Raw genomic sequence first — 12,460 nt, forward strand, 5'->3', positions numbered from 1 at the left:
CTAGTTGAAATGATCGTAACCTGAAAGCGTCCAATCGAGCGCTTTACCTTGAGAGTGAATATCAAACATACCTTCTGGGCGAATTTGACCAATACAGGTAATCTGAGTGCCGCAATGCGCGAGTGCACTCTCAATAGCACCTAGGTTTTGCTCAGGGACGGTAAAACACAGTTCGTATTCTTCGCCACTCGACAATGCGTACTGCTGCGCTTGTTCAGCACTACCTAGAAACTGAACCAACTCATTAGAAACAGGAAGCGTTGATACGTCAATACTCGCGCCAACATTAGAACGTTTTAAAATGTGTTTTAAATCGGATATTAAGCCATCCGAAATATCGATGGCTGAGCTTGCCAGCCCCAATAGAGCTTGACCAACTAACACCCTTGGAGACGATAGGTAATGTCGCTGCTCTAACTCAGATGCATAAGGCTTATCTTCCTGCTGAGCAGACAAGATCACATCCAGTCCGGCTTTGCTGTCGCCAAGATTCCCCGTGACATAGATACGGTCGCCAACCCTAGCACCGTTGCGACGCAGCGCTTTTTCAGGATTCACTAGCCCTTGAACCGTTAAGGTCAAGCTAAGTGGGCCTTTCGTTGTGTCACCGCCAATCAACTGGATACCAAAGTAGTCAGCGAGTGAAAAAAACGACTCACAAAATGGTGCGAGCCATGCCTCATCTGGCTCAGGCATGGTTAATGCGAACGAAACCCAGGCAGGGGTCGCCCCCATCGCAGCTAAATCGCTAATATTAGAAGCCAACGCTTTATGCGCTACCAAAGCGGGATCGGCGCCTGTCAAGAAGTGTGTTCCCGCGACTAAGGTATCTGTGCTGATAGCCACTGACAAACCTAGAGGTACTTGAACTAAGGCGCAATCGTCACCAGCGGCGAGCAAAACATCGTTGCGCTGCTTTTGACGGCCGACGAAGTATTTTTCAATGAGATTAAATTCACCTGACATAGCGTTCTTGTTTTCGTTTTGGGTGTCTTTATACCTATAAAAAAGGTCAGCATCTGCTGACCTTTTTATATTCTGTATTCGATTACTTCTTACGAACGTGTGGTGCCGCTTTATCAAGTACACCATTCACGAACTTGTGGCTCTCTTCTGCAGCGAACACTTTTGCAAGTTCAATCGCTTCGTTGATCACCACTTTGTAAGGCACATCTTCACGACGTGTCATTTCGTACATCGCTAGACGAAGCAATGCTAACTCCATCATGTCCAAATCTTGCATTGGACGCGCTGTATACGGACGAATCTTGCTATCAAGCTCTGTGTGACTTAGCACAACACCTGTTAGTAGGTCACGGAAGTATGCAACGTCTGTGTCTGGAGTAGAAAGTGCAGGCTCTGAGGCATGATGTTCTTCTTCATCATACTTGCCACCTGACAAAAACTGCTCCTCAATCGTAGCAACATTTTCTTTAGTAATTTGCCAAGAGTAGATTGCTTGTAGAGCAAATCGACGTGCATTACGACGTGCGGCTGGTTTCACACTGGCCCCCATTAGGAATCAATTTCAGAAAGAACGTTAATCATCTCAAGTGCGCTTAGTGCAGCCTCTGCACCTTTATTACCAGCCTTGGTTCCTGCGCGCTCGATTGCTTGGTCAATTGTATCAACCGTCAGTACGCCGAATGCAACTGGAAGGCTGTATTCCAGAGAAACTTGCGCAAGACCTTTGTTACATTCACTACAAACATAGTCGAAATGTGGAGTGCCGCCACGAATAACAGTACCTAAAGATACGATCGCATCGTACTTGCCTGTTTTTGCTACGCGTTGAGCAACAAGAGGAAGCTCTACAGCGCCAGGACAACGAACAACAGTAATGTTGTCTTCGCTAACTTGGCCATGACGTTTTAAAGTATCGATTGCACCAGACAATAGACTTTCGTTAATAAAACTGTTGAAACGAGAAATAACGATAGCAATTTTTGCGTTTGGCGCTGGGAAGCCACCCTCGATCACTTTCATAAGCCTTCCTTTAACTATGTTCATCAAGTGAGAATCGCCGGATTCTAGCACAAATCTGTGAGCAATATCTAATGGAAATTTAGCATTACCCGCCTTGTTCACAACAGATTGAAAACAAAGAGGGCAAATGCTGAAACATTTGCCCTCTTCACCAAAATGCGTGTTAGCGATTACTCACAAACGTACTCAACCACATTGAGACCGAAGCCGCCTAGGGCGTGATACTTCTTACTTGCTGACGACAATAAACGCATATCATGGACGCCAAGGTCTGCAAGGATCTGAGAGCCCACCCCAACACGGCGTGATGTACCTTGTTTCTTAGCCAACGTCGGAGCTTCGCCCTTGTCTTGCGCTTCGAACATTTTCACACGGTGGATCAGCAAGTCCGTCGATTCTTCGTTGCCTAAGATAACCAATACCCCGCCATCTTTCCCGATACGCTTCATTGCAGCATCGAGTGTCCAGCTACGCTCAGCATTGCGATCGCTATGAAGCAAGTCTGTGAAGGTATCTTGTAAGTGAACACGTACTAACGGAGCTTCACCGGTCAAGTCACCTTTGCACAATGCGTAGTGAATTTGGTTGTCAATCGTGTCACGGAAAGTCACCAAATTAAAATCGCCAAATTCGGTTGGAAGCTTACACTCCGCGACGCGTTCGATGGTCGTTTCGGTGTTATTGCGATACTCGATAAGGTCTGCGATGGTGCCTAACTTGATGCCGTGCTTCTCAGCGAAGATTTCCAAATCTGGGCGACGCGCCATGGTGCCATCGTCATTAAGGATTTCAACAATCACGCCTGCAGGCTCTAGACCGGCAAGACGAGCGAGATCACAGCCAGCTTCAGTATGCCCTGCGCGGGTTAACACGCCACCTTCTTGAGCCGCTAGTGGGAAAATATGACCAGGTTGAACCAAGTCAGCAGCTTTGGCGTCTTTCGCAACCGCCGCTTGTACCGTGCGCGCACGGTCTGCCGCAGAAATACCGGTTGTTACTCCCTCTGCGGCTTCAATAGAAACGGTAAAGTTGGTTGTATATTGGGCGTTGTTGTCTTGCACCATCGGAGGTAAGCCAAGACGCTCACAACGCTCTTTCGTCATCGTCAAACAAATCAAACCGCGGCCGTGAGTTGCCATAAAGTTGATCGCTTCTGGCGTCACGTGCTCTGCCGCCATGATCAAATCACCTTCGTTTTCGCGGTCTTCGTCATCCATTAGGATAACCATTTTACCTAGGCGAATATCTTCAATAATCTCTTGCGGGGTACTAATTGGCATTTTGCATTCCTATCTTGGCTTCTAGCGGCTAATTGAGTGAGTTAACAACGCAAGGTTAACTTAAGCAAATCCGTTCTGTTGTAAAAATTCCATGGTGATTTTTGATTCTGGTTGTTGCTCTTGCTGACTGGTCAGAAGGCGCTCCATGTAGCGTGCTAATACATCCACTTCTAGGTTCACTTTTCGGCCCACATTGAAGTCAGCAATGGTTGTTTCTTCACCTGTGTGCGGCACTATCGTGAGCTTAAAGGCATTCTTACGTAATGCATTCACCGTCAGACTGATACCATCGACCGTAATTGAGCCTTTTTCTGCGACGTATTTGGCGATTTCTTGCGGCATCGCCACCCAAAACTCGATCGCGCGACCAACCATATTACGTTCGACGATTTCACCTACGCCATCCACGTGCCCAGAGACAATGTGGCCGCCAAAGCGCGTTGTGGGCAACATGGCTTTTTCTAAGTTGACCTTGTCACCCGCTTGGTAATCTGCAAAACCAGTTTTCTGCAGCGTTTCAAGCGATAAGTCAGCGGTATAGCTATTTTCGCTAAATGCCACAACCGTCAGGCAAACACCATTGGTCGCAATGCTATCGCCTAATTTGACATCCGCCATGTCTAGCTTACCGGCATTGACCGTAACGCTAATATCTTCGCCTTTAGGCGTAATTGCAGTGAGAGTGCCGACTGCTTCAACAATACCTGTAAACATGCTTAATTTTCTTTCTTTAATATGGTGGCAACAATGCGAATATCTTTACCCACCTGTCTTACATCTTTGATATCAAGATCAATGACGTCGCTCATTGACTCTAATCCTAGCGCTCCTAACAAACCACGACCATCGCTACCCATGATTTTAGGCGCTAAGTAAATGACGAGTTCATCGACTAAATCTTGCTGGAGCAAACTGCTTGCTAAGGTTGCACCAGCCTCGACCCAGATATGATTGATATTGTGCGCGCTTGCTAATGTAGCAAACGTATCTTGAAGTGAGATTTGCTGATCCGCATTGAGGGTCATTTCAACGTCGCCTTCAGGCCCAACAATTAACGTCTCTCCCCCAGCTTGAAACAACTTAAGTTCGGAGGTGAGTTGGTTCTGGCGATCAAGAATGACACGGACTGGCTGACGCAGTTGAGATTCAGAGTATTGAGCTTTTACTGACTCGGGTAAGTCGCTCCAGCGGACGCTAAGAGAGGCATTGTCTTCAATGACGGTTTTGCTGGTCGAAAGGATAGCGCCACTTTGGGCTCGGTATCTTTGTACATCTCGACGCGCGGCTTCTGATGTAATCCACTGACTCTTACCGTTGGCTAATGCCGTTTGTCCATCCAAACTCGCCGCCATTTTTAGCTGTACAAAAGGCAAGCCTGTTTGCATTCGTTTGATGAAGGAAGGATTGAGAGCGATAGCGTCTTGCTCTAACAAGCCCACTTCTACCTCTATCCCAGCGTCACGTAGCATTTGAATACCGCGACCAGCGACTTGAGGGTTCGGGTCTTGCATTGCACATATCACCTTGGCAACTTTCGCTTTGATCAACCCTTCAGCACATGGCGGCGTTCGCCCGTAATGAGAACAAGGTTCTAGAGTCACGTACGCAGTAGCTCCTACCGACTTGTCCCCTGCCATTCGCAAGGCATGAACTTCGGCATGAGGCTCACCTGCTCGGTAGTGAAAGCCCTCTCCGACAATGTCACCATTTTGCGTGATCACGCAGCCAACGTTTGGATTGGGCGCAGTGGTATAGATGCCGCCTTTTGCTAGCCATATAGCCCGCGACATCATGTTGAAATCGGTTTCAGTGAATTGAGGCATTCCTTTACACCTGCAGTTAGTCTTCCAGTCTGGCAATTTCTTCGCCAAATTCACGAATATCTTCAAAACTACGGTAAACCGAAGCAAAACGGATGTATGCGACTTTGTCCAACTCTTTAAGCTGGTCCATCACTAAGTTACCAATCATTTCACTCGGTACTTCTCGTTCACCCGTCGCTCGAAGCTGCGACTTAATCAAACTGATTGATACATCAACCGCATCCGCACTGACTGGCCTTTTCTCTAGCGCTCGTTGAAGTCCGCCCACCATTTTATCTTCGTTGAATGGTTCACGGTTGCCATTCGACTTAATAACTCGGGGCATGACCAACTCTGCGGTTTCAAATGTCGTAAATCGCTCACTACACGCGAGGCACTGCCTGCGACGACGAACTTGATGACCGTCAGCCACCAAACGGGAATCGATTACCTTAGTATCGTTTTCAGAACAAAAAGGACAATGCATATCACCTCCATATAAGTGTTCGACAGTGTAGCGGATTTGCGGATCACAAGAAAAGCAAAAGGGGCTAGATAGCCCCTTTTTCAATCAATCTTTAGGTTGTTTTGTTAACTACGCGGCAAGTAGTTCGCTTTACCGACCCACTTGTAGCTTGTCAGCTCTTCCAAGCCCATAGGACCACGAGCGTGCAATTTCTGCGTAGAGACCGCCACTTCTGCACCTAAACCAAACTGTGCACCGTCCGTAAAGCGTGTTGATGCGTTAACATAAACCGCCGCAGACCCCACTGAATTGATGAACAATTCCGAGTTCTCTAGACTATTTGTCATGATCGCATCCGAGTGGCTCGCGTTGTGAACACGCATGTGATCGATGGCTTCTTTGACATCGGTAACCACTTTAACGCCTAGCGTGTAGCTCAACCATTCGGTGTCAAAATCACCCTCAACCGCGTCACGCAAGTCTTGTGCGCTTGATAACAAGGCTTTCGCTTTTGGCTCTGCAACTAGAGCAACTTTGTCCGCCAGACGCTCAGCAAGCATTGGTAAGAAATCCGCCGCAATCTTTTCATGCACTAGTAGCGTGTCTAGTGAGTTGCAAGCTGATGGGCGTTGCACTTTCGAGTTCTCAACCACATTCAGCGATTTTTCAAGGTCGGCACTTTCGTCAACAAAAATGTGGCTGATACCAAAACCGCCAATGATGACTGGAATCGTGCTGTTCTCTTTACACATTTTGTGCAAGCCAGCTCCGCCGCGTGGAATAATCATATCCACGTATTCATCGAGTTTTAGAAGCTGCGAAACCAGTTCACGATCAGGCTTTTCAATGTACTGAACCGACGCCGCAGGTAGACCCGCTTTTGCTAACGCAGATTGAATGACTTTAACCAACTCCATGTTAGAAAAGAACGTCTCTTTACCACCGCGTAGAATACTCGCGTTACCCGTTTTTAAGCACAAGGCTGCGATATCGATGGTGACATTTGGACGCGCTTCGTAAATAACCCCGACGACGCCAAGTGGTACACGGCGACGAGAAAGGGACATACCGTTTTCAAGTACTTTGCTGTCTAACTCACTACCAACCGGATCATTAAGACTGATGACATTGCGCACATCATTCGCAATGCCAGATAAGCGCTCTTCGTTAAGCTGAAGACGGTCCAATAGTGCCTCTGTCAGCCCTGCTTCACGCCCTTTTTCAATGTCTTTCGCATTCGCGGCAAGAATAACCTTTGCATTGGCTTCTAGCTCATCGGCGATAATAGCGAGTGCTTTGTTTTTTTGTGCCGTTGATGCTGTCGCCAGTTGAAACGCTGCTTCTTTTGCAGCTTGGCCCATAGAAATCAGTTCCACAATTCTTTCCTTATTCTTGGATTACGACCATATCGTCACGATGAAGCACTTCACTGCCGTAGTCGTAACCTAAAATACCGATAATATCTTTGCTGTGTTTGCCGACGATTTTAGCCATATCTTGGCTTGAGTAGCTGGCGATACCACGTGCAACCAGCTTACCTTGAGCGTCAGTGACACGGACAACATCACCTCGCGCGAACTCACCGCTCACTCCCGTCAAGCCTTTGGCAAGCAAGCTGCTTCCTTTCTCTACCACCGCATTAACCGCGCCATCATCAATGACAATGTCGCCTGATGCTGCAGGACCTGCCAAGATCCAACGCTTGCGGTTTTCGAGCGCTTCTTCACACGGCAGGAAACGGGTACCTTGTGGCTCATCACTCAATGAGTCAAAAACAACATTCGGAGCGCTACCTGCGGCGATAATAACTTCAATACCTGCTCGTCGTGCGATATCAGCGGCTTGTAACTTAGTCGCCATACCGCCAGTGCCTAGCGTTGTGCCACTACCACCAGCAATTTTACGCAGTGTATCATCAATGGTTTTCACTTCTTTGATTAACTCAGCGTTAGGATCTTTACGAGGGTCTGCTGTAAACAATCCTTTTTGATCGGTCAGCAGCAATAGCTTGTCGGCACCACACAAAATACCAACCAATGCCGATAAGTTATCATTGTCACCAACTTTGATTTCGCTGGTCGCAACGGCATCGTTTTCGTTAACAACGGGAATAATATCGTTTTCAACCAGTGCGTTGATGGTGTCACGAGCATTTAAGAAGCGCTCGCGATCTTCTAAATCTGCCCGCGTCAGTAACATCTGACCAATTTTCAAACCGTAGATAGCAAACAATGATTCCCACGTTTGAATCAACTGGCTTTGACCCACGGCCGCTAACAGTTGCTTGCTGGCCATAGAGTTGGGCAATGCGGGGTAACCTAGGTGCTCTCGACCAGCTGCGATGGCGCCAGACGAAACCATCACCACTGAGTGGCCTTGTTTTTTTAGCTCGGCGCATTGACGAACCAACTCAACCATATGAGCTCGATCTAACGCCAGCGTTCCACCAGTTAATACACTAGTACCTAGTTTCACTACCACAGTCTGTGACTGTAGTACTTTTCCGCTTTCTTGATTCATTGCCTTTCTACTATGAAATAAATACAAACCGTCACAATCGACGCAGTCACAACAAGACGCTGAAGATTGATTAGACCTGATGTTTTAGCAATCAAATGGTAAATTCACAAGTAGAAAAGGCGCGAAAACGCGCCTTTTTGTTGTTGGTAGAGGGTAAACGATGAAAATCAGACGAATTCGACAGATTCTTCGTGCATTTGAACCTCTAGTGCAAATTGACTTTTCAAGGTTTCAACCAGCTTGTCATGGAACGCCACTTGAGTACGGTTGACGTCCTCAACCACTTTTTTCGGTATGCTCTTTTCTTGCCAATCTCCAGTCACATCATAAAGCCCAGTGCGATAGCGTGCTTGGAATACACCATCTTGTAGATTGAGCTCTAACCACCACCCCCAAAACTCTCTTTTTTCTGGTGACTTTTTATCGTCTACACAAACAGACAAGCAATCAAACAAATAAGCCCCTTCTTCACACTGTGATTCGCGTAAATAAGGCCCAATTGCCCTCATAACGGAAACCAAACGATAGTGAGTCGGCTTTTTTATAGTATCAGACATTATGAATCTCCATATTCATCACTGAAATTATTATAAAAGGCTGATTTTAGGACTTGTTAGTCTAGGTACAGCCTAATATCAGTGTCGTCTAAAATACTTGAGATGTCATCTCATTAGCTCATCTTCTAGCCACTTAATCGCTAAATCGAGGGATTGCTCATATCCTTGTGTAATTGTTTTTGCACTGATTTTCTTCGCTTTACCGTAGTCGCTGTATAAAGCAACCATCTGATTATCGCTATAAGGGGAAACAGGATCTCCTTCTAAGCTCATTGCCAAAATAGGGACACGAGTTTTACGGCTAGACAATATCCCCTGCACTTTCAACGACCAAGCCATCAGTTGACTCGACAGGCTATGAATATCCACTGCGTTTTTGCCTAAACGTGACGCCAGCACATCAAGGTACATCTTCGGCATACTCTTGAGCTTATCGGGTGATGACAAGACATCATGGATCGGTGCCCCCATCGAGACACACGCCTTGATTTTATCTTGCTCCAAAAATGAAAGACGCACCATCGCATTACCACCAAAGCGAAAACCAATCAGCCCTACTCTGTGATGATCGACCCAAGGAATGGAGTACAACTCATTGAGCACAGCTTGGTGCAATACTGACGTGTCTTCAGTTAAATTCCAGTGGGTATTGTGCCCGATCGAAGGCATATCGACGGTTAGCATCGCGATATTTTTCTTCGCAAGATGGTCACGGAAAACGGTCCACAAGTCGGTTTGCAAACTGTCCAGCCCAGCACTCACAATCACCACAGGTTGCGGCTTTTCGGTACTGGTAAGGTGAAGATGAGCAATTATGCTTTTTTTCTGATAAGGGATCTCTAACCGCTTTACGATGTACTTCGTCTTCTTGGTCGCTTCGGTATAAGCAGAACTTGCTAGAACTTGCGCCTGAGTCGCCAGATTATCGTTTTTTAGATGCGGGTAGCCGGCAATGCTAAAACAGAGTGACGCATTAAAAAGCTCATCAGCCGCTTCTTCGCCCTTCAGTTGCGATGAACGCTTTTGGTGAAGCATGCCGAGCTTCGTCCACTCGTAGGTCCAGTTGCCACTGTGATACCCCATGACGGTGTCTAACCACTCTTCATGAGTTCGGGAGTGCTTCGAAGCTGCGATTTTGGCGAGCACCGCTTCAATCTCGATTGGGTCTAAGCCCTGCCACGTCCATTGCATTCGACGCAAATTTCGATACCACTTGTATCCGTCACTCTCACGCTTTTCATCCAAGAAGCTCTGGCTACTTGGCATATATCGAGTCAGTTCCGAGGTTTCTTTCGCTTGCTTATGATTCGCAAACAACGTTTCAGAGAGATTCTTGCTGACTTCCTCAGACATGGGCTTAACCTAGTAAATGTGCTTTTCTAAATTGTATAAAAAAAAATGACCCAATAAAGGGCCATTCATCAAGAATCAGCGGCATTGTGCCATTTTGATTACTTTTGTTTGCGATTGATTGGCTCAACGTACTGGATAGACATGTCCCATGGCTGCTCAATCCATGTATCTTGAGCAATGTCTACCACGTAATCGTCTAGCAGTTCTACTCCAGCAGGTTTTGCACAAACAGCAATCAATTTTGCTTTCGGGTACATTTCACGTAACTTACGCGCGGTATCACCACTGTCCACTAGGTCTTCCACGATCAGGAAGCCTTCACCGTCACCTTCAGGTGCTTTTACAACAGTCATATCACGTTGGTGGTCGTGGTCATAGCTTGAGATACAAATCGTATCAACGTGACGAATACCGAGCTCACGAGCAAGAATTGCCCCTGGAACCAAACCACCACGGCTTACTGCCCAAATACCTTTCCACTGCTCCGCTGGCATCTGTTTCTCAGCCAACTCGCGACAGAATGTGTGCATTTGGTCCCATGTGATAATGAATTTCTTAGCCATTGTAATAACCTAATAATTTGAAAAATCCGCATCCCCACAAAGCGTGACTGTCGGTTTGGAGTGCTTTAGCAAGTTGGGGAAAAGCTACGCAAACGTTTATTTTAACGGATGAGACTGGTAATACCAATGATTAACCTCTCCTCAAAACGAAAAAACATCGCTACAGCAGAGAAACAGCCATAGCGATGCTCAAAAATGTGATAGGTAAGTCTAATTAAGCAAACAAGTACTTCAGAATGAAGACTGCAGACAGAACCCACACACTGATTGAAACTTCACGACCACGGCCGCTCAACAGTTTAATCGCTGCGTAAGAGATAAAGCCAAGCGCGATACCTTCAGCAATTGAGTAAGTTAACGGCATCAGAAGACAAGTCACTACGACTGGAGCCGCTTCTGTCAGATCACGCCAGTCAACACTTACCAATCCAGACATCATTAGGATCGCAACGTAGAATAGCGCACCCGCTGTTGCGTAAGCTGGGATCATGCCCGCCAATGGTGAGAAGAAAAGAGCCAGAAGGAACAATACCCCTACTACGACAGCAGTAAGACCAGTACGACCACCAGCAGCCACACCAGCTGTTGATTCAACGTAAGATGTTGTACTTGATGTACCAATCATCGCACCAACTGACGTCGCGGTAGAGTCAGCCAGTAACGCTTTGCTTAAACGCGGTAGTTTGCCATCTTCTTTAATAAGGTCCGCTTTTTGCGCAACGCCAACCAGAGTACCTGCCGTATCGAATAGGTCAACGAACAGGAATGCGAACACCACTGAAATCATACCCACTTCGAAGACATCGGCGATATTCATTTGCATGAATGTTGGTGCAACACTTGGTGGCGTAGACATAATACCGCCCCACTGAACATCACCCAACATCAAACCAATCACCGTAATGATCAAAATTGCAATCATGACCGCGCCACGAACGCCTCGGTAGACAAGACCAATGGTCAAAAAGAAGCCAAGAGCAGCAAGAGCAGGCTGGAGACCAGTAATATGGCCAAGACCAACCAAAGTTGCTGGATTGTCGACAACAATGCCTGAGTTTTGCAGGCCGATAAATGCCAAGAACAAACCGATACCTGCAGAAATACCAGTACGAAGAGACATCGGGATCGAGTTGATGATCCACTCACGAACCTTAAAAATACTCAAGGCCATGAAGATGAGACCTGAGACAAATACAGCCCCAAGCGCAACCTGCCATGAATGCCCCATACCTAGAACAACACCGTAGGTAAAGAAGGCATTTAAGCCCATACCTGGAGCAAGCGCGATAGGATAATTCGCAACAAAACCCATAATGAAACAGCCAATTGCCGCAGCAAGACAGGTAGCGACAAACACAGCGCCTTTATCCATACCTGCATCTGCCAACATTGCTGGGTTAACAAAGATAATGTAGGCCATGGTTAAAAAGGTGGTAACACCCGCGATGATCTCAGTTTTAACGTTCGTGCCGTTTTCACTGAGTTTGAACAGTTTTTCGAACATGATCGAATCCTAAAAGGGTAAAAAGTAAACGGTTGCGTAATCGATTGGCCGAAATTATAAAGTTATAAAATTTCAAATTCCAGATAGAATTAACACTCTAATCAACATTTCTACCAACCAGTTTGTCTATTTAAGATCAACCGACCAATCTAGCGTAAAAATACCCGATAAAATTCAATCACTAAGACTGCAAACCATATAAAACACCGTTCGGTGGTTTTTTATACTTATGAGAAAAATTACCAGTTGGATTTGTGTAAGAAGCGCGGAGGGAATATGTGTTTATGCGAATAATATGCAGGGAACTCAAAGCGATAGAAGAAACACTTTATCGGTGTGCACTTTTTAATCGGAAAGCAAAAGGGATAAAAAAACGCCACTCAATTTGAGTGGCGGTTGAATCATGTCAGCTATATAGGAGCTGTAAAA

The 12,460-nt window shown here is 46.4% G+C and carries 13 protein-coding genes; all 13 read right to left on the reverse strand.

All coding sequences use genetic code 11. The features are described from left to right. The 13 genes from thiL to U9J37_RS08140 all read right to left on the reverse strand — a co-directional run bounded on the left by thiL (position 1) and on the right by U9J37_RS08140 (position 12,031). Complete coding sequence (gene thiL / locus U9J37_RS08080; RefSeq protein ID WP_005473581.1) at positions 1-966, reverse strand: thiamine-phosphate kinase; 966 nt, start codon at positions 964-966, stop codon at positions 1-3. An 82-nt stretch (positions 967-1,048) separates the two neighbouring features. Beyond that, positions 1,049-1,516, reverse strand: coding sequence for a transcription antitermination factor NusB (gene nusB, locus U9J37_RS08085; protein ID WP_005473507.1), 468 nt, complete (start codon positions 1,514-1,516; stop codon positions 1,049-1,051). Continuing rightward, positions 1,516-1,986, reverse strand: coding sequence for a 6,7-dimethyl-8-ribityllumazine synthase (gene ribE, locus U9J37_RS08090; protein ID WP_005440184.1), 471 nt, complete (start codon positions 1,984-1,986; stop codon positions 1,516-1,518). The genes nusB and ribE overlap by 1 nt, the downstream gene beginning before the upstream one ends. 170 nt (positions 1,987-2,156) lie before the next feature. Next, positions 2,157-3,266 carry a bifunctional 3,4-dihydroxy-2-butanone-4-phosphate synthase/GTP cyclohydrolase II gene (gene ribBA / locus U9J37_RS08095; protein WP_005473564.1) on the reverse strand — a complete coding sequence of 370 codons (1,110 nt, stop codon included), beginning with the start codon at positions 3,264-3,266 and terminating at the stop codon, positions 2,157-2,159. Between the two features lie 60 nt (positions 3,267-3,326). Next, the gene (locus U9J37_RS08100; RefSeq protein WP_005473577.1) at positions 3,327-3,980 is read right to left on the reverse strand and encodes a riboflavin synthase; all 654 of its coding nucleotides are present in this window, start codon (positions 3,978-3,980) and stop codon (positions 3,327-3,329) included. A 2-nt stretch (positions 3,981-3,982) separates the two neighbouring features. Further along, the gene (gene ribD, locus U9J37_RS08105; protein WP_005473471.1) at positions 3,983-5,089 is read right to left on the reverse strand and encodes a bifunctional diaminohydroxyphosphoribosylaminopyrimidine deaminase/5-amino-6-(5-phosphoribosylamino)uracil reductase RibD; all 1,107 of its coding nucleotides are present in this window, start codon (positions 5,087-5,089) and stop codon (positions 3,983-3,985) included. Between the two features lie 16 nt (positions 5,090-5,105). After that, the gene (gene nrdR, locus U9J37_RS08110; RefSeq protein ID WP_038139576.1) at positions 5,106-5,555 is read right to left on the reverse strand and encodes a transcriptional regulator NrdR; all 450 of its coding nucleotides are present in this window, start codon (positions 5,553-5,555) and stop codon (positions 5,106-5,108) included. 104 nt (positions 5,556-5,659) lie between these two features. Continuing rightward, a complete protein-coding gene (locus U9J37_RS08115) occupies positions 5,660-6,910 on the reverse strand; it encodes a glutamate-5-semialdehyde dehydrogenase (RefSeq protein ID WP_322413791.1) in 1,251 nt (416 codons plus the stop codon). 10 nt (positions 6,911-6,920) lie between these two features. Next, on the reverse strand, positions 6,921-8,054 hold the full coding sequence (gene proB / locus U9J37_RS08120) for a glutamate 5-kinase (RefSeq protein WP_043887139.1): 1,134 nt from the start codon (positions 8,052-8,054) through the stop codon (positions 6,921-6,923). Positions 8,055-8,221: 167 nt separating this feature from the next. After that, positions 8,222-8,611 (reverse strand): sigma factor-binding protein Crl, encoded by a 390-nt coding sequence (gene crl / locus U9J37_RS08125; RefSeq protein ID WP_038190735.1) that lies wholly within the window; start codon positions 8,609-8,611, stop codon positions 8,222-8,224. Positions 8,612-8,716: 105 nt separating this feature from the next. Beyond that, positions 8,717-9,964 carry an esterase FrsA gene (gene frsA, locus U9J37_RS08130; RefSeq protein ID WP_005473473.1) on the reverse strand — a complete coding sequence of 416 codons (1,248 nt, stop codon included), beginning with the start codon at positions 9,962-9,964 and terminating at the stop codon, positions 8,717-8,719. A gap of 98 nt (positions 9,965-10,062) precedes the next feature. Beyond that, positions 10,063-10,527 carry a xanthine phosphoribosyltransferase gene (gene tet(34), locus U9J37_RS08135; protein WP_005473584.1) on the reverse strand — a complete coding sequence of 155 codons (465 nt, stop codon included), beginning with the start codon at positions 10,525-10,527 and terminating at the stop codon, positions 10,063-10,065. Between the two features lie 214 nt (positions 10,528-10,741). Beyond that, positions 10,742-12,031, reverse strand: coding sequence for an NCS2 family permease (locus U9J37_RS08140; RefSeq protein ID WP_005473593.1), 1,290 nt, complete (start codon positions 12,029-12,031; stop codon positions 10,742-10,744). Positions 12,032-12,460: the final 429 nt, after the last annotated feature.

Origin of the sequence: Vibrio sp. 16 (assembly GCF_963681195.1) — a bacterium.
In the GTDB taxonomy this organism is placed as follows: Bacteria; Pseudomonadota; Gammaproteobacteria; order Enterobacterales; family Vibrionaceae; genus Vibrio; species Vibrio sinaloensis_D.